Consider the following 15,809-nt stretch of genomic DNA (forward strand, 5'->3'; position numbering starts at 1 on the left):
GGCCGCGCCTCAGGACAGCTGGAGCAGCCCGCGCAGCAGGTCCCTGCTCTCGTCCGGGCCGGGGCTGTCCTGCTGGAGTTCCTTCAGCGCCTGCTCGTACTGGGCGACGTCCTCGCGTTTGTCGAGGTAGAGGGCGCTGGTCAGCTGCTCCACGTAGACGACGTCGGACAGGTCGGCGTCCGGGAAGCTGAGGATGGTGAAGGCACCGCTCTCGCCGGAGTGCCCGCCGAAGCTGAACGGCATGACCTGGAGGCGTACGTTGGGCCGCTGCGAGACGTCGATGAGGTGCTGGAGCTGGCCGCGCATCACCTCGCGGTCGCCGTACGGGCGGCGCAGGGCGGCCTCGTCGAGGACGATGTGGAACTCGGGGGCGCCGTCCGCGAACAGGTGCTTCTGCCGTTCCAGGCGCAGGGCGACCCGGCGCTCGATGTCGTCCGGACTCGCGCCCTTCATGCCGCGCCGGACCACCGCGCGCGCGTACTCCTCGGTCTGGAGCAGGCCGTGGACGAACTGCACCTCGTAGACGCGGATCAGCGAGGCGGCGCCCTCCAGGCCCACGTAGGTGGGGAACCAGCTGGGCAGGACGTCGGTGTAGCTGTGCCACCAGCCCGCGACGTTGGCCTCGCGCGCGAGGGAGAGCAACGACTGGCGCTCGGCCTCGTCCGTGATGCCGTAGAGCGTCAGCAGGTCTTCGACGTCCCTGGTCTTGAAGCTCACCCGGCCCAGCTCCATCCGGCTGATCTTCGATTCGGAGGCGCGGATCGAGTAGCCCGCCGCCTCGCGCGTGATCCCCCGTGCTTCACGCAGCCGCCTGAGTTGCGAGCCGAGCAGCATCCGCCGCACCACCGATCCGGGCTCTCCCGCGCTCACGTTCGCCAGCCTCCCCAACCGTCTTCAGGGCCCGCAGTCTGCCACTAAAACGCTTCGCGCAGTACTCGTCCGGTTACGGAAACGGAAAGAGCCGGGCCGTTTCGGTCCGCGTACGACCGGGGAGAGGTCGGGACCACTGGCGCCGAGGGCCACAAAGATGGCAGAAAAAATGGCCAAGAAGCGGTACGCGCGGTGTCATTTCGGTCGCGTGCACGTGCATCTGCCCTTGCATCTGCTCTACGCATCCGAAACCATGGTGCCGCGCCACCGCTGCATCGCAACGACCGCGAACTCCCCGGGAGTGCCTCGCATGGGAACGAATGGATCGACCATGCTCAAGCCGTTACGGCAGGGCCTTCCGCCGCTGGATCCCGCGGCCGTGTCCGATGCGGCCTCCTGCGCCCTGCCCGCCCGCTACGAAGCGGTGCGCGAGGCCCGGCGGTTCACCCGAGCCACCCTCGACCAGTGGGACGTCGGGGACCATTTCGACGACATATGCCTCGTCGTCTCCGAACTCGTCACCAACGCCCTGCGCCACGCGGTGCCGGCCGACCAGGCACCCGACTGCGACCACCGCGCGCGGTCGGTCCGGCTGCACCTGATGCGCTGGTCCGAGCGGTTGGTGTGTGCGGTGCGCGACCCGAGCCACGAGTCGCCGGCACCGCGCGACTCGGACGACTTCGCGGCCGAGTCCGGGCGCGGGCTGTTCCTGGTCGACTCCTTCGCCGACAGCTGGGGCTGGCACCCGCTCGCGGGCACGCTCCAAGGCAAGGTGGTCTGGGCGATGTTCCGGCTGCACCCGGCCGCCTGACGCGCTACGGCGCCGAGCGACGCCCGGTGTCTACGCGCGTCGCCCGGTCGGTGCCGCCTCGTTCGACATCGTTGCCACCACGAGCCCCGCCGGCGTCGGTGGTCAGCCGGCGATCAGATGGTCGAACTCGCCGTCCTTGACGCCGAGCAGCATGGCCTCGATCTCCGCGCGCGTATAGACGAGCGCGGGACCGTCCGGGAAGCGCGAGTTGCGCACGGCGACCTCGCCGCCCGGCAGCCGGGCGAACTCCACGCACGAGCCCTGCGAGTTGCTGTGCCTGCTCTTCTGCCAGGCCACTCCGTCCAGCTGCGTGGCAGCCATGCCGTTGTACACGTCGTACCCCCCGTACACGCCGTCAACGTCGCGGTCCACAGGTCGCTCCCCGGTGGTGCACTGGCTGGTGTGGCCATGGATGCTGTAGTCAACCGATCCGGATCATAACCTTGTTCACGTGCAGATGCATGAGCATATGCACGTGCACGCGCGGTTGTCCCATGGTTACAGCTTTGACGTTCGCTTTACCCGCCGGAAGACGCCTGTGTCAGTGCGTCCGTTCCAGCGTCTGCCCGAGAGCAGGCAGGACATGCCCCCGCCAGCCCCCGTCCATGATCTTGCGCGCCATCATCTGAGCCGGGTCGTCCGGATCGAATCCCTCGTGCACTAGGAACAGACGCGTGCCGCGCCCTTCCTGTTCCAGGGTCCACGTGATCGTCCAGTCGGCGGGGTTGGCCGGATCGGCGTCCGACCAGCGGACGGACAGCATCCGCTCGATGTCGTAGGCCAGGACCCGCACCTCCACGACCCCGGAGAAGTCGGCGTTGGGACGCGGGACGGAGGCCATCCGGTACCGATGCCCCACCTCCAGCCGGAAGCCCTCCGCGCCGGGCATCTGCCACTGGGCGAGCAGGTCGGGGTCGGTCAGGGCGCGCCAGACCTTGGCGGGCGGGTGCGGGAAGAACTGGTCGACGCGGATGACGGTCAGGCCGTCGGCGTCGTCGGCGCGGGGTCCGGTGCTCATGACCGGTGGTCGTCGGGCATGCGGTGGTCGTCGGGCATGCGGTCATCGTCGGGCATGCGGTCGAGCAGATCGCCGAGGCCCTTCAGCTGCTCGCGCCAGAACCGCTCGTACGGATGGAGCCAGTCCTGCACCTCGGCGAGCGGGGCGGCCTGGAGGCGGTAGATGCGCCGGCGCCCGGAGCGCTGCTCGGAGACGAGACCGGCCTCCCGGAGCACCCTGAGGTGTTCCGACAGGCTCGGGCGGCGCATGTCGAAGTGGTCGGCGAGAGCCTGGACCGGCTGGGGTCCGCGCTCGCGCAGCAGCCGCAGCACCTCGCGGCGGGTGGCGTTGGCGAGCGCGGCGAAGACGCGGTCTTCGGCGGCGGCCTGACTGACCCCGGCTGCGGTCATCGCGGACCTTTCTGGCGATCGGGCTACGGGCGAGCCTCCGTGAGCAGCATCAGACCGTTGCCGTCGGGGTCCGCGAAGGAGGCCATCCGGCCCCACGGATACGGCTCCGGGCCGCGTACCTCGAAGCCCGCCTCGGCGAGCCGCGCGCAGTCGGTGTCGACATCGGTCGTCACCAACATGATCCCCCGGGCCGAACCGGGCTCGAAATCCCCCATCCCCGGCCCGGCGAGCGTGAAGACGGTCTGCGCCCCTTCGGGGGCGACCTGCAGCCAGCGGCCCTGGGGCATGTGCCGGTCGGCCGTGACCGTCAGCCCCAGGACGTCGCGGTAGAAGCGCAGGGCTCGGTCCTGGTCGGCGACGGGGAGGGTGACGAAGGACGCGTGCGTGATGGTCATGACCGCAGAATAGGTAGGCAATTCCCTACGCGTCAATCGTAGCAAATTGCCTACCTGTATCTGCTGACCTCGCTGTTCCCTACCTGCTGGAGTACGGCAGCAGCGCCATTTCGCGGGCGTTCTTGATCGCCCGCGCCAGCAACCGCTGCTGCTGGGCGGTGACCCGGGTGACACGGCGGCTGCGGATCTTGCCGCGGTCGGAGATGAACTTCCGCAGCAGCTCGGTGTCCTTGTAGTCGATGTACGTGACCCCGGCCTGCTCCAGGGGGTTCGGCCGGCCACGGGCCGGTTTGCGGTCGCTCTTGCGCGGCATCAGATCTCCAGCAGGGTGTCGAAGGCGGGCGGGAACTTCTTCCAGGCGTCGCGACCGGCGGCGTACTCGGCGTCGGTGAGCAGGCAGGACTCCAGCAGGTGAAGGAGCCCGTCGCGGTCGAGGCCGGGCGAGGTGAAGACCAGGTGGGTACGGCGGTCGCCGTGCTCCGGGTGCCAGTCCAGGGCGGCCGCGGCCCGGCGCACCGGCGGCACCATCTCCCAGGCGGCGTCCGGCAGCGCCGCGAGCCACGGCCCGGCGCTCTCCACGCACAGCGCGCCGCCTGCCGCGTCCCAGTGGAGCAGCGCATCGGGCTTGTCGGCGAGCCAGAACCGGCCCCGGCTCCGGGCCGCGGCGCAGGTCAGGTCCTCCAGCGCCGCGTACAGCCGCTCGGGGTGGAACGGCCTGCGGCGACGCCAGACCAGGGTCGCCACCCCATGCCCGTCCGCCTCGGCGGGCAGCAGGGCACAGGCCGGGTGCTGAGCGGCCGCGGCGGCCTCCACGTCGAATCCGTCGAGGGCGGCTCGGGCCAGGGGGCTGAGCGGAGGGCGGTGCGGGGGCTGGAGCGGGCGGTGGGCTGCACGTGCAGATGGCGGTTCCGGTGCAGGTGCGGGCCTGGTGGCGGGCGGTGCGGAGGCGGGCGGGTCCGGCGCCTGCCGCGGTTCCGGCGAGGGCCGCGACGCCCCAAGCCCTTGCGTCTCGCGTGGGGTGCCGTGAGCTTCCGGGGCCCGCGGTGTGCCGTGGCCGATCGGGATGCGGCGGGCCGTGGGGTGCAGCTGGGCGAGCAGTTCGCGGTCCTCGTCGTCGGCCTCCGGGGAGTCGGCGACCGCGAGGACGGGGGCGTACTCCAGCTGCCGCGCGAAGGTGTCGGCGACCGTGCGCTGATCAGTGGCCGCCGCCGCGAGCCCGGCCTCGGCGAGGTCGTCGCCGTTGCCGAGGTACGGCAGCACCAGCGCAGGGTCGACGGCGGTGATGACCGACGTGACGGTCAGTCCACCGGACGCGATCACCTCGGCCATCGCCTTCGGCTCGACCGAGTCCCACAGCTCGACGATGGCGAGCCGGGTCGTCCCGTCGGCGGCGAGCCGGCGCAGCTCCGGCACCAGGTCCTCGCGCAACGCACAGCACGCGCAGTCGTTGACCAGCGGCGTCTCGCCCGAGGACAGGACGCCGACGCGGTCGCGGACCGTGCGCACGACCGTGCCGGTGGCGGCAGTCGCCAGGTCGTGGTGGAGTACGACACCGCCGGGCACCTCGGCCAGCAGCCGCTCGACGGCCGCCCTGCGCGCGTCGGCGTGCAGCCCGCCGACGACGGCCACCGCCAGGCTCACGCGCCGCCCCGCTTGCCGTACCGGCGCTCGAAGCGCTCCACGCGCCCGGCGGTGTCCAGCACGCGCGCGGTGCCGGTGTAGAAGGGGTGGCTGACGTTCGAGATCTCGACGTCCACCACCGGGTAGGTGCGGCCGTCCTCCCACTCGATCGTCTTCTCGCTCGTCATGGTCGACCGGGTGAGGAAGGCGTGGTTCGCGGCCCGGTCACGGAACACGACGGGCCCGTAGTCCGGGTGGATTCCCTTGCGCATGGCGGTGGCTCAGCGCTCCTCTCGGAAGTCGACGTGCCGGCCGGCGACGGGGTCGTACTTGCGCAGCGTCATGCGGTCCGGGTCGTTACGGCGGTTCTTGCGGGTGACGTACGTGTAGCCGGTCCCGGCGGTGGACCGGAGCTTGATGACCGGGCGGAGTTCGTTGCGTGCCATGCTGCTATCTTACTGAAAATGAATTCCATTACGAACAACGAATGAGGAGAGCTACGTCACCGTGTCCGCCCACTGCATGCTCACCGGCGCCCGGCCCGGCTTCGGCAACCGGATCTCGCGCTCCCACCGGCGCACCTCCCGCCGCTTCGACCCCAACATCCAGACCAGGCGCTACTGGCTGCCCGGAGAGGGCCGGCACGTCCGGCTGCGGCTGAGCGCCCGCGCCGTGAAGACCGTCGACGTGATCGGCGTGGAGGCGGCCGTGGCCCGGATCCGCGCCCGAGGGGTGCGGATCTGATGGCGAAGAAGAGCAAGATCGCGAAGAACGAGCGGCGGAGGCGGATCGTCGCCCGGTACGCCGCCCGGCGCGCCGAGCTGAAGGAGATCATCCGGCGGCCCTCGGCCACGGACGCCGAGCGGGCCGCGGCACTGCGCGAACTGCGGGCGCAGCCGCGCGACGCGAGCGCCACGCGCGTACGCAACCGCGACCAGGTGGACGGCCGTCCGCGCGGCTACCTGCGCGCCTTCGGACTGTCCCGGGTAAACGTGCGCGACCAGGCTCACAACGGATTCCTGCCCGGTGTCCGGAAGTCCTCCTGGTGACTGCTGGTAGCTTGCTGCGGGCCGTCCGCACGAGGCGGCCCGCCGCTACCACCTGAGCTTGGGAGCTTTCCGGTGACTTCTGCGACTGCAAGGGTTGCGCCTGCGAAGGCGCGGACCGCCGCCGTGGCCGTGGGTCTGGTGGGCGCGCTCGCCGCGCTGACCGCGTGCGGCGGGGGCGGCAACGACAAGACCGCCGCCAAGACCACGCCGCACGCGAGCGCGACCCCGACCGCGTCCTCGACCTCGGGCGCCGCGTCCGTGACCGGCGCGCCCGGCAAGCTCCAGGGCAGCTGGCTCACCACGAACGGCGGCAAGATCGTGGCGCTGGTGATCAGCGGCAGGAAGGCCGGGCTGTTCGTCACCGGCCGGAAGGTGTGGTGCGAGGGCACCGCGGGCGAGGAGTCGGGGATGCAGATGATCCATCTGACCTGCCCCGACGGCAACAAGGAGCGGGTCACCGGCATGGTCGACTCGGTCGACACCAAGTCCCTGAAGGTGACGTGGTCAGGCAGGACCGGCCAGGAGACGTACACCAAGGCGGAGGGCGGCCAGCTGCCGACCGTGCCGCCGCGCCACCTGAAGAAGAAGTGAGGCCCGGCGCCTCGGCGTCAGCAGGCGGGGTGCCGCCGTGGGACGGGTCCACCTGAAGCGGTGATTCCGCGGGGGTGGACGAACGGAGCCGCGCGACAGGCGCCATGATGCAGGGGCACCGTCACGACCTCGATGGGACCTGCTCATGCGCGCCATTCCGCTCACCGTCACCGCCCTCGCCGCCGCCCTGCTGCTGACCGCTTGCAACGGCGGTGGGAGCAAGAGCAGCACCAGCGGCGGCAGCGGCAAGAACAGCTCGGCCTGCGAGATCGGCAAGGTCTCCGTGCAGATCGGGTCGGCGAGTGTGGCTCCGGGCGTCGGCGACACGGGCGAGATCCCCGTCAGCCTCACCAACCAGAGCGCCCCCTGCACCCTGGACGACTTCGCCGGGGTGGTGCTCGGCGCCGGCGGCACCGAGGCCAAGGTCCCCGTGCTCAAGGGCGCCAAGGCCCAGAAGCTGAAGCTCAACAAGGGCGACTCGGCGAGCTTCACCATCACCTACGTGCGCGGCAAGGAGGGCGGCAAGACCAGCCTGGCCGCCAAGACCGTGAAGATCACCCTGCCCGGCACGAGCGCCTCCCGCAGCTTCCCGTGGTCGTACGGCCCCGTCGCCGGCCAGGGCAGCGGCCCGAACGCCTCCGTGAGCGCCTTCCAGCAGGTCGGCGACTGACGCCCGCGATCGCGGCTCACTCCAGCCGGGGGCGGGATCCGACCTGCGCGCGGTCCGCCGCCCGCGCGCCCTCCGTCCAGCCGGCCGCGTCGCTCACCCCGCGCAGCCGGGTCGTGGTGGTCTGCGGGAACATCCGCTCCAGCCGGTCGGTGACGGCTGTCTCCCGGGTGGCCAGGACCGGCAGCAGGTCCTGGCTGACCTGGGTCTCGGCGGCGGCCGCGAGCCGGTCGCCCACGCGGTGGGCGTAGGCCGCGAGGAACGACTGCCGGAAGGTCTTGGTCCGCTTGCGCCCGCCCGCTCGCTGCGCGGCCTCCGCCGTGGCCATCGCGTGCGTGGCCTGCACGAGCAGCGAGGTGTAGAGCAGCTCGACCACCTCCAGGTCCGCCTCGAAGCCGACGACCGTGGAGAAGGCGAGCGGTTCGTTCCACACCGCGCGGCAGTGGTTCGCACCCGCCACCGCGTCCAGCAGCACCGCCTTGGCCTGTTCGTACGGCGGCTCGACCCCGATCCGGCAGGCGCCGGGGGCGTCCGGCGCGGGCGCGGCCGCCGCGAGCAACGCCTCGTCGACGCTGTGCCGGGCCATCAGCTCCTGGGCCTTGGCGCTCAGCGCCTCCGCCTCCTGCGGATACCCGGTCGCCTCGGCCTTCGCGAGCAGCGCGCGGATGCGAGCGAGCATCCGGGAGGACTGCGGGCCGACTGCGCGGCGGTGCTCCTCCATCAGCGGCTCCAGGGCGGGCAGGCGCAGCAGCAGGCGGTACAGCTCCAGTGCCGTCGTGGCCTGCGAGAAGCGGTCGGGACCGCGCGCGGGGTCCTCGGGCAGGTCCGCCAGCTGCGTCCGCCAGCGGCGCCCGCGCCCCCGGTCCCGCCGGGCCTGCGCCCGGATCAGCGCGGCGGCCAGACGTACGTGCGTGTCCGCCAGCTCGCGTCGTACCAGCCGTACGACATCGGCGGGCTGCCAGCCGCGCTGCCAGGCCGCAGCGACGAACTCCTCTCCGCGCCGCGCGAGTTCGGCATCGGCGGAGGCGTCGGCGGCGAGCAGGGACGCGCCCGTGTCGAGCCCGGTGTCGGTGTCGTCGTACAGCGCGGCCCGAAAGGCCCGCTCGACGGTGCTGGCAGTGCTGTTCACGCCCTCGATCGTGCCACGCCCCACCGACAGCGGGCCGGGCTTTGTCCACAACCTGTGGACAAAAGCGAGGGGGGCGACACCTCTTCGACCGGGCCGGCGCGACCAAGGTAGTGGCCGAGGGGTGCCAGGACCGGGAGGACGGCTCCCGGCCAGCCCCGCACGCAGCGGCCGGGGGCGGCTCGCACGGCTCTGGGAGCGCCGATGGTCGGCGACGTCTCGACCCCTGGAATTGCGCCCTGCGCGCGCGGGCCGGTGGCGAGCATGGCGGCATGGTGGACACGTCTCTCTACGCGGCCTTCCTGATCGCCGCTTTCGCACTCTGCGTCACCCCTGGGCCCGACATGATGTTCATCGTGGCGGTGGGCGGCCGGGGCGGGCCCCTGACCGGACTGACCGCGGCCGTCGGGGTCGCCTGCGCGATGTTCGTGCACACGGTGACCGCGACCCTCGGGCTGTCGGCGCTCTTCCTGACGCTGCCGACCCTCTATCACGCGCTGCGCTGGGCAGGTGCGGCCTACCTGCTGTTCCTCGCGTCCAAGGCGTTCCGCGGCGACGGCGGCGCCGAGACGGCGCCGGAGGAGGGCGGTTCGGGGCGCGAGCGGGTGCGCCGGCGGGCGTTCTGGCGTGGGGTCGTGACCAATCTGCTCAACCCGAAGGTGATCCTGTTCAACGTCTCCTTCCTGCCGCAGTTCGCGAACCCCTCTCTGGGGCACGTGCGCGAGCAGTTCCTCGTCCTGGGGTGCACGATCACGCTGATGGGCGTGATCGTCGACGGCTCGGTCGGCCTGCTCTCCGGACGGCTCGCCACGCTGCTGCGGCGCAGCCGCCGGGTGGCCCGGGGTCTGGACTACTTCAGCGGAACGGTGTTCGCGGGGCTCGCGGTACGACTCGCGGCCACCCCGAAGTGAGGGAGACGGCGCACAGTCCGTAGGAGAACTGGACTGTCAACCACCGGTTGACAACACCCGAGGCGCAACCTACGGTTGACACATGGCGACCAACCCGAACATCACGGCATCCGTACGCCTCGACGACCTCATCGAGGCCATCAAGAAGGTTCACCCCGAACCCCTCGACCAGCTCAAGGACGCGGTGATCGCCGCCGATCACCTCGGCGACGTGGCCGACCACCTGATCGGCCACTTCGTCGACCAGGCGCGGCGTTCCGGCGCGTCCTGGACCGAGATCGGCAAGAGCATGGGAGTGACCCGGCAGGCGGCGCAGAAGCGGTTCGTGCCGAAGGAGTCCAACGACCTCGACCCCAGCCAGGGCTTCAGCCGCTACACCCCCCGCGCGCGCCAGGTGGTCGTGTCCGCGCACAACGAGGCGGTGGCCGCCCGCAACCCCGAGGGCCGGCCCGAGCACCTGGTCCTCGGGCTCCTGGCCGAGCCGGAGGGTCTGGCGGCGAAGGCGATCGTCGCGCAGGGCGTCCCGCTGGACTCCGTACGCCAGGCCGCGACGGCCGCGCTCCCGCCCGCCTCGGACGACGTACCCGATCTGATCCCCTACGGCCCCGAGGCCAAGAAGACCCTGGAACTCACCTTCCGCGAGGCCCTGCGGCTCGGCCACAACTACATCGGCACGGAGCACATCCTGCTCGCCCTCCTGGAGCAGGAGAACGGCGAGGGGGTCCTCAGCGGCCTCGGCATCACCAAGGCCGGGACCGAGGCGTACGTCGCGAAGGTGCTGGCGCTTCTGGTGGAGCAGCACAAGACGGCGGCGGGGCAGCCGGCGGACGACTCCCCCTCCCCGGAGGACTGAGCCCCCACCACCGGGGGCCCCGCGGCCCCGGACGGTGAGACCGCCGACACCCCCTCCAGGCACCGAAACCGCAGCTCGGGGCCGATTGTCAGACCCTCCTGCCAGACTCGCACCCATGACCGACCGGTGGGCGCTCGCTCCGGCCGAGGACGGTGGCGTGGACGTCGCCCCCCTCGGCCCGGACGGGCTGCCCGCCGGGCCGGTACGGCGGGAGAGTGATCTCGCCGGGGCGGTGCGGAGCCGCCCGGAGGTGACGCGCTGGGTGTGGCGGTCCACCCCCGAGGTCTACCCGCGTCTGCTCGCCACGGGGGTGCGAGTGGAGCGGTGCTACGACATCGAGGACGCCGAGACACTCCTGCTGGGCCATGAGGGACGGTACGGCGAGCCACGCTCGGCCGCCGCCGCCCTGGCCCGCCTCCGGGGCGGCCCCGTACCGCCCGACCCTCCGCTGCGCGCGGCCGAACCGGGCGCCCAGTCCCCGCTGTTCGAGCCCACGGGCGCCCCGCTGCCCCTGACCGACCTCCTCGCGGTCTACGCCGACCAACTGCGCCGGCACGAGCGCACGGCCCACCCCGACCGCATGCGTCTGCTGACGGCCGCCGAGTCGGCGGGGATGCTGGTGGCCGCCGAGATGAACCACGCGGGCGTGCCCTGGAGCGCCGAGGTCCATCGCGAGCTGCTCCACGAACTGCTGGGCGAGCGGTACGCGGGCGGTGGCGAGCCGCGCCGCCTCGCCGAGCTGGCCGACGAGGTGTCCACCGCCTTCGGCCGCCGGGTGCGCCCTGATCTGCCGGCCGACGTGGTCAAGGCCTTCGCCCAGGCCGGGATCAAGGTGCGCTCGACCCGCCGCTGGGAGATCCAGTCCGTCGGCCACCCGGCCGTCGCGCCCCTGCTGGAGTACAAGAAGCTCTACCGCATCTGGGTGGCCCACGGCTGGTCCTGGCTTCAGGACTGGGTGCGCGACGGGCGCTTCCGCCCCGAGTTCCTCGCCGGCGGGACGGTCACCGGGCGCTGGGTGACCAACGGCGGGGGCGGGCTGCAGATCCCCAAGGTGATCCGCCGGGCCGTGGTCGCCGACCCCGGCTGGCGGCTCGTGGTGGCCGACGCCGACCAGATGGAGCCGCGCGTCCTCGCCGCGATCTCCCGCGACCCCGGCCTGATGGAGGTCGCGGGCCGCGAGAGCGACCTCTACCAGTCCGTCTCCGAGCGCGCCTTCTCCGGCGACCGCGACCAGGCCAAACTCGCGGTCCTCGGCGCGGTCTACGGCCAGACGTCGGGCGACGGCCTGAAGAACCTGGCCGCGCTGCGCCGCCGCTTCCCCAAGGCCGTCGCCTACGTCGACGACGCCGCCCGCGCGGGCGAGGAAGGCCGGCTCGTGCGCACCTGGCTCGGCCGGACCTGCCCGCCGGCCGCCGGGTCCGGCGAGGAGGCGGCGGAGGAAGCGGGCATCCCCCTGGGCGAGGACGACGGCGAGGCAGCGGCAGCGGACGGCCAGGCCTGGGTCCCCGGCTACGCCTCCGCCGACTCCCGCGCCCGGGGCCGCTTCGCACGGAACTTCGTCGTGCAGGGCAGCGCCGCCGACTGGGCCCTGCTGATGCTCGCCGCGCTCCGCCAGGCCTGCGCGGACCTCAAGGCCCAGCTGGTCTTCTTCCAGCACGACGAGGTGATCGTGCACTGCCCCGCCGAAGAGGCCGACACCGTCGTACGGGCCATCCGCGCGTCGGCCGATCTCGCCGGGCGGCTGACCTTCGGCGAGACACCGGTGCGCTTCCCGTTCACGACGGCGGTGGTGAAGTGTTATGCCGACGCGAAGTGAACGGGGATCAGGGGCACTTGGGCCGGTCCGGCTGATCGCGCTGACCGCACCGATCGCGTTGGCCCACCTGATCCGGTTGATCCGGCCGCACCGGCCGGCCCAGTCGGCCCGGGCTGTCCGGTTGCCCCGGCCGGTCCTCGACGAGCAGGGCGCGCAGCTCGCTCAGCACGGTCTGCTCGTCCGTGCCGTCCAGGGCCGCGAGCGCCGCGCGCCAGGCGTCGTGCGCCTCCGGCCACCGCCCCTGCTCGCGCAGCAGCAGCCCGTGCTGGTGCCGGGCGAGACCGCCGATGTACCGGTCGGCGCGGGCGTCCGCGCGCCGCAGCAGCTCGGCGCACTCGCCACCGGCCCGCTCGGCCTCCCCCAGCTGCCGCAGTGCCCGGACCAGACCGAGCCGGGTCTGGGACTCGCCGTGCCAGTCCCCGGCGCCGCCGAGGATGCGCAGGCTCTCCTCGAAGTGCCGCGCCGCGGCGGCCGGTTCGCCGAGCGTGAGGTGGGCGTAGCCGATGTTGCAGTGCGCCGAGTGCTGCACGATGACGGCGCCGATCGCGTCTCCGATCGCCAGCGAGCGCCGGTGCTGCTCGATCGCGGCGCGCGGATCGGTGTGCTCGTAGAGGTTGCCGAGATGACTGCGGGTGACGGCCTCGCCGTAGGGGTCGTTCAGTTGCCGGGAGTAGGCGAGACTGTGCCGCAGCGCCTCCCCGGACTCCGCGAACCGCCCGAGTCCCTCCAGCAGCAGCCCACGGTTGTTCAGACAGCGCCGGATACGGGAGGCGATGCCGAGTCGCCGCCAGATCTCCAGGCACTGGTCGGTCAGCGCGAGGGCGTCCTTCTGCCGGCCGGTCAGGAAGTGCAGGCCGGCGAGGTCACCGAGCGCGTACGCCTCGGCCGCCGCGTCCCCGAGCCGCCGCGCCGCCACGAGCCCGGCCCGTCCGAGCACCTCCATCTCGGCGACGAGTCCGCTGCGCTGCGCATAGGGAAAGATCAGTCGCACCAGCACCGACAGGTATCCGGCGCGACGCGGCTCGGCGGTGTCCGCGTTCCGCGCGACCAGGGCGACGACGTTCTCCAACTCCACCTCGCCCCATCCGAAGGCCTCCTCGGCGGAGCCGAAGTACCCCAGCTCCGCCACATCGGCCGCGTGCGCCGCCGGCTGTGCCGAGGTCGCCCGCCGCCGGTCCTCCAGGTCGAGCCCGGGCTCCACGATCGCCTCCAGCATCCGCTCGGCGACGGCGGCGTACCAGCGCAGAGCAGCCAGGTCGCAGTCGGAGTCGGGCGCGGGCGCGGAGTTGCTCACGGCGTGGGGCGCGGAGTCGGGCTCCGGGTCGGCGGGGACGCCGGCGGTGCCTCGTCGCTGGTCCGCCAGTTCGCGGGCGAAGTCGCGGACCAGGTCGTGGGGGGCGTAGCGGCCGTAGGCCGTCTCCTCCAGGAGGGCGACGTCGACCAGGCGGTCGAGGGCGGCTTCGGCGCGGCGTGCGTCGGTTCCGGTGAGACGGGCGATCAGCGGGGCGCCGTAGGTCGGCAGATCGAGCGCGCCGATGCGGCGCAGCGCGAGGGCCGCGTCCCGGTCGGCCTCCCGCTCGGCCGCGGCGAGCGCGTCGTGCGCGACGGCGAGAGAGCGCCGGACGCTCAGATCGTCGTACTCCAGGTGGCGCAGTCGGCCGCCCGTCTCGGCCAGTTGGCCCGCCAGCACGTCGGGGGTGAGGGCGCTACGGGCGGCGAGCCGGGCGGCGACCACGCGCAGCGCCAACGGGAGCCGCCCGGTCAGCTCGACCAGCGGGTGCCCGGCGTCCAGCCCGCCCCGCCCGCTCACCGCGCGCAGCAGCGCGGCACTGTCCTCGCCGGTCAGCGGTGTGAGAGGAAGGCGCCGCGCGCCGTCCAGCGCGGTCAGCGGCGAGCGGCTGGTGACGATCACGGCACAGCCGGGCCCGGCCGGCAGCAGGGGCCGTACCTGGGCCGCGCTCGCCGCGTCGTCCAGCACCAGCAGAATCCGCGCCGGGGCGAGCAGCGAGCGGAGCAACGCGGCTGCCGCGTCCGGGTGTTCGGGGATGCTGCGCGGCTCAGCGCCCAGGTCCCGGAGCAGTGCGGCGAGGGCCTGCGTGGCGGTGAGCGGGGTCATGCCGGGGGTGGCACCGTGCAGATTGACGTAGAGCTGACCGTCGGTGAAACGTTCCCTCAGCTCGTGGGCGACGTGCAGGGCGAGCGCGCTCTTGCCGACGCCCGCCATGCCGCTGATCACGGCGATGGCGGGAGCCGGCGCGGGCGGCTCGGTGAGCGCGCGCCGCAGCTCGCGAAGCGCGTCGGCGCGCCCGGTGAAGTGGGCGGGAGGAGCGGGGAGCTGGGCCGGGCGCGGGGCCTGCCGAACGGCCGCTTCACCCGCCTCAGGCCCGTCCCCGCGCTCCTCTTCCCTCCCCCCTGGCTCCCCCGGCTGCTTCTTCTCCCCCTTCTCCGGCTCTCCGGCGGCCTCCACGGACACCCCGTCCGCGCAGCCCTGCCGACAGCCGCCCCGCTCGCCGCCCGCCCGCTGCTGCTCCCGCCCTCGTTCCGCCGTCCCCCTCGCCTGCTTCCGCTGCGGTTCCTCGCCGTTCCCCCGCAACACCTCGACATGCGCCTCACGGACCGCCGGGCCGGGCTCGATGCCGAGTTCCTCGATCAGGCGGGTCCGCAGATCACGGTGGACGGCGAGCGCCTCGGCCTGGCGACCGGTGCGGTGCAGGGCGAGCATCAGCTGACGGTGGTACGCCTCGCGCAGCGGATGCTCGGCGACGAGCGCGGCCAGCTCGGGCACGAGCGCGGCCAACCGGGCGCCGCCGAGGGCGATTTCCGCGTCGTAACGCCACTCCAGCAGGAGCAGCCGCGCCTCCTCCAGGCGCTGCACCAGGGCGTACCCGCCCAGGTCCACGGGGAGCCCGCTCAGCGGGGTCCCACGCCACAGCGTGAGCCCGGCCGTGGCCGCCCGTACGACGCCCGGCCAGTCACCCCGGGCGTGCGCGGCCCGCGCCTCGGCGACCCGGGCGTCGAAGACGTGCACGTCCAGCTCACCGTGCTCGACGCGCAGCAGGTAGCCCGGCGACACGGCCCGGAGCCGCTCGGGGTCGTCCAGGAGCCGGCGCAGCCGGGTGACGTGGTTGTGCAGGGAGGCATGCGCGGAGACGGGCGGCGCCCCGCCCCACAGGGCGTCCTTCAGCGACCCGACGGACACGACCCGGCCCGCCTCCAGCAGCAACGCGGCGAGCAGGACGCGCACTTTGGGGCTGCCGACGGCCCGGACGCCGTTGTCGCGAGTGTCATGCGGGGCGGCGGCGACCATGTCGCCGGGGACGATGTCCGGGACGACGTCCGGTGCGGCGTCGTCAGAGAGGACACCGGGGGTCTCGTACGACGCCTCGTACGGGAGTGGGTCGTACAGCACCGGCGGTCCCAGCAGTCCGAACCGCAGCCCGCACCGCCGCTTCACGCCGCTTCACTGCCTTCCCGCGCGGTCGGGGCGACCGCGCTCCGCGGCGGGCGCGTGCCCACCGTTCCTTGGCGGAAACCCGCCCTGTCCGCAACGGTTTCCCGCCACCTGCCGTCGGCCGGATCAGCCTGCCCGACAGCCGGCCTCCGGTACTCTCGGGCGAGTTCCGGCCAACCGGTGCGCGACCTGCCGACGAACCGTTGGCCACATGTTAGCGATCCGTTGGTGACGCTTGATGT

19 protein-coding genes are annotated in these 15,809 nt (G+C 72.9%); 8 read left to right on the forward strand and 11 right to left on the reverse strand.

Annotation, left to right across the window (positions count from 1 at the left end; translation table 11 throughout):
* Positions 1 to 9: 9 nt before the first annotated feature.
* Positions 10 to 834 (reverse strand): helix-turn-helix domain-containing protein, encoded by an 825-nt coding sequence (locus ACZ60X_RS25205; RefSeq protein WP_469603102.1) that lies wholly within the window; start codon positions 832 to 834, stop codon positions 10 to 12.
* Positions 835 to 1,180: 346 nt separating this feature from the next.
* Here ACZ60X_RS25205 and ACZ60X_RS25210 point away from each other — a divergent pair, with 346 nt between their 5' ends.
* Positions 1,181 to 1,681: an ATP-binding protein gene (locus ACZ60X_RS25210; protein ID WP_469602563.1), complete on the forward strand. Its 501-nt coding sequence runs from the start codon at positions 1,181 to 1,183 to the stop codon at positions 1,679 to 1,681.
* A 102-nt stretch (positions 1,682 to 1,783) separates the two neighbouring features.
* Here ACZ60X_RS25210 and ACZ60X_RS25215 read toward each other — a convergent pair whose 3' ends face one another.
* From ACZ60X_RS25215 to rpmG, 8 genes are all read right to left on the reverse strand, one after another.
* Entirely contained in the window at positions 1,784 to 2,053 is a 270-nt protein-coding gene (locus ACZ60X_RS25215) for a DUF397 domain-containing protein (protein WP_014674096.1), read from the reverse strand.
* A gap of 169 nt (positions 2,054 to 2,222) precedes the next feature.
* Positions 2,223 to 2,699: an SRPBCC family protein gene (locus ACZ60X_RS25220; protein WP_469602566.1), complete on the reverse strand. Its 477-nt coding sequence runs from the start codon at positions 2,697 to 2,699 to the stop codon at positions 2,223 to 2,225.
* Complete coding sequence (locus ACZ60X_RS25225; protein ID WP_469602569.1) at positions 2,696 to 3,088, reverse strand: ArsR/SmtB family transcription factor; 393 nt, start codon at positions 3,086 to 3,088, stop codon at positions 2,696 to 2,698. The genes ACZ60X_RS25220 and ACZ60X_RS25225 overlap by 4 nt, the downstream gene beginning before the upstream one ends.
* Positions 3,089 to 3,111: 23 nt before the next feature.
* On the reverse strand, positions 3,112 to 3,483 hold the full coding sequence (locus ACZ60X_RS25230) for a VOC family protein (protein WP_469602570.1): 372 nt from the start codon (positions 3,481 to 3,483) through the stop codon (positions 3,112 to 3,114).
* A 79-nt stretch (positions 3,484 to 3,562) separates the two neighbouring features.
* A complete protein-coding gene (gene rpsR, locus ACZ60X_RS25235; RefSeq protein WP_469602573.1) occupies positions 3,563 to 3,796 on the reverse strand; it encodes a 30S ribosomal protein S18 in 234 nt (77 codons plus the stop codon).
* Positions 3,796 to 5,124, reverse strand: a complete 1,329-nt coding sequence (locus ACZ60X_RS25240) for a GTP-binding protein (RefSeq protein ID WP_469602575.1) — start codon at positions 5,122 to 5,124, stop codon at positions 3,796 to 3,798. The genes rpsR and ACZ60X_RS25240 overlap by 1 nt, the downstream gene beginning before the upstream one ends.
* Complete coding sequence (locus tag ACZ60X_RS25245) at positions 5,121 to 5,375, reverse strand: type B 50S ribosomal protein L31 (RefSeq protein ID WP_469602577.1); 255 nt, start codon at positions 5,373 to 5,375, stop codon at positions 5,121 to 5,123. Before ACZ60X_RS25245 ends, ACZ60X_RS25240 begins: the two co-directional genes overlap by 4 nt.
* Positions 5,376 to 5,384: 9 nt before the next feature.
* Positions 5,385 to 5,549, reverse strand: a complete 165-nt coding sequence (gene rpmG, locus ACZ60X_RS25250) for a 50S ribosomal protein L33 (RefSeq protein WP_030573688.1) — start codon at positions 5,547 to 5,549, stop codon at positions 5,385 to 5,387.
* Between the two features lie 61 nt (positions 5,550 to 5,610).
* Here rpmG and rpmB point away from each other — a divergent pair, with 61 nt between their 5' ends.
* From rpmB to ACZ60X_RS25270, 4 genes are all read left to right on the forward strand, one after another.
* Positions 5,611 to 5,847 carry a 50S ribosomal protein L28 gene (gene rpmB / locus ACZ60X_RS25255; RefSeq protein ID WP_469602580.1) on the forward strand — a complete coding sequence of 79 codons (237 nt, stop codon included), beginning with the start codon at positions 5,611 to 5,613 and terminating at the stop codon, positions 5,845 to 5,847.
* Positions 5,847 to 6,152, forward strand: coding sequence for a 30S ribosomal protein S14 (gene rpsN / locus ACZ60X_RS25260; RefSeq protein WP_469602582.1), 306 nt, complete (start codon positions 5,847 to 5,849; stop codon positions 6,150 to 6,152). The genes rpmB and rpsN overlap by 1 nt, the downstream gene beginning before the upstream one ends.
* Before the next feature lie 123 nt (positions 6,153 to 6,275).
* On the forward strand, positions 6,276 to 6,743 hold the full coding sequence (locus tag ACZ60X_RS25265; RefSeq protein ID WP_469602585.1) for a hypothetical protein: 468 nt from the start codon (positions 6,276 to 6,278) through the stop codon (positions 6,741 to 6,743).
* A 145-nt stretch (positions 6,744 to 6,888) separates the two neighbouring features.
* Complete coding sequence (locus tag ACZ60X_RS25270; RefSeq protein WP_469602586.1) at positions 6,889 to 7,413, forward strand: DUF4232 domain-containing protein; 525 nt, start codon at positions 6,889 to 6,891, stop codon at positions 7,411 to 7,413.
* A gap of 16 nt (positions 7,414 to 7,429) precedes the next feature.
* Here ACZ60X_RS25270 and ACZ60X_RS25275 read toward each other — a convergent pair whose 3' ends face one another.
* Positions 7,430 to 8,539, reverse strand: a complete 1,110-nt coding sequence (locus ACZ60X_RS25275; protein ID WP_469602590.1) for a DUF2786 domain-containing protein — start codon at positions 8,537 to 8,539, stop codon at positions 7,430 to 7,432.
* Positions 8,540 to 8,808: 269 nt separating this feature from the next.
* On the opposite strand from ACZ60X_RS25275, the gene ACZ60X_RS25280 reads away from it, so the two are divergent.
* From ACZ60X_RS25280 to ACZ60X_RS25290, 3 genes are all read left to right on the forward strand, one after another.
* Complete coding sequence (locus ACZ60X_RS25280; RefSeq protein ID WP_469602592.1) at positions 8,809 to 9,447, forward strand: LysE family translocator; 639 nt, start codon at positions 8,809 to 8,811, stop codon at positions 9,445 to 9,447.
* 82 nt (positions 9,448 to 9,529) lie between these two features.
* Entirely contained in the window at positions 9,530 to 10,300 is a 771-nt protein-coding gene (locus tag ACZ60X_RS25285) for a Clp protease N-terminal domain-containing protein (protein WP_469602595.1), read from the forward strand.
* 115 nt (positions 10,301 to 10,415) lie between these two features.
* Positions 10,416 to 12,116: a bifunctional 3'-5' exonuclease/DNA polymerase gene (locus ACZ60X_RS25290; protein ID WP_469602597.1), complete on the forward strand. Its 1,701-nt coding sequence runs from the start codon at positions 10,416 to 10,418 to the stop codon at positions 12,114 to 12,116.
* A gap of 7 nt (positions 12,117 to 12,123) precedes the next feature.
* On the opposite strand, the gene ACZ60X_RS25295 is transcribed toward ACZ60X_RS25290, so the two are convergent.
* A complete protein-coding gene (locus tag ACZ60X_RS25295) occupies positions 12,124 to 15,423 on the reverse strand; it encodes an AfsR/SARP family transcriptional regulator (RefSeq protein ID WP_469603104.1) in 3,300 nt (1,099 codons plus the stop codon).
* Positions 15,424 to 15,809: the final 386 nt, after the last annotated feature.

The organism is Streptomyces sp. NPDC104106 (assembly GCF_055584345.1).

Excerpts from the sequence above, each read along its gene's own strand:
- ACZ60X_RS25205 (WP_469603102.1), bottom strand. The coding sequence starts at position 834 with ATGCTGCTCGGCTCGCAACTCAGGCGGCTGCGTGAAGCACGGGGGATC.
- ACZ60X_RS25210 (WP_469602563.1), top strand. The coding sequence starts at position 1,181 with ATGGGAACGAATGGATCGACCATGCTCAAGCCGTTACGGCAGGGCCTT.
- ACZ60X_RS25220 (WP_469602566.1), bottom strand. The coding sequence starts at position 2,699 with ATGAGCACCGGACCCCGCGCCGACGACGCCGACGGCCTGACCGTCATC.
- ACZ60X_RS25225 (WP_469602569.1), bottom strand. The coding sequence starts at position 3,088 with ATGACCGCAGCCGGGGTCAGTCAGGCCGCCGCCGAAGACCGCGTCTTC.
- ACZ60X_RS25230 (WP_469602570.1), bottom strand. The coding sequence starts at position 3,483 with ATGACCATCACGCACGCGTCCTTCGTCACCCTCCCCGTCGCCGACCAG.
- rpsR (WP_469602573.1), bottom strand. The coding sequence starts at position 3,796 with ATGCCGCGCAAGAGCGACCGCAAACCGGCCCGTGGCCGGCCGAACCCC.
- ACZ60X_RS25245 (WP_469602577.1), bottom strand. The coding sequence starts at position 5,375 with ATGCGCAAGGGAATCCACCCGGACTACGGGCCCGTCGTGTTCCGTGAC.
- rpmG (WP_030573688.1), bottom strand. The coding sequence starts at position 5,549 with ATGGCACGCAACGAACTCCGCCCGGTCATCAAGCTCCGGTCCACCGCC.
- rpsN (WP_469602582.1), top strand. The coding sequence starts at position 5,847 with ATGGCGAAGAAGAGCAAGATCGCGAAGAACGAGCGGCGGAGGCGGATC.
- ACZ60X_RS25270 (WP_469602586.1), top strand. The coding sequence starts at position 6,889 with ATGCGCGCCATTCCGCTCACCGTCACCGCCCTCGCCGCCGCCCTGCTG.
- ACZ60X_RS25280 (WP_469602592.1), top strand. The coding sequence starts at position 8,809 with ATGGTGGACACGTCTCTCTACGCGGCCTTCCTGATCGCCGCTTTCGCA.
- ACZ60X_RS25285 (WP_469602595.1), top strand. The coding sequence starts at position 9,530 with ATGGCGACCAACCCGAACATCACGGCATCCGTACGCCTCGACGACCTC.
- ACZ60X_RS25290 (WP_469602597.1), top strand. The coding sequence starts at position 10,416 with ATGACCGACCGGTGGGCGCTCGCTCCGGCCGAGGACGGTGGCGTGGAC.
- ACZ60X_RS25295 (WP_469603104.1), bottom strand. The coding sequence starts at position 15,423 with ATGGTCGCCGCCGCCCCGCATGACACTCGCGACAACGGCGTCCGGGCC.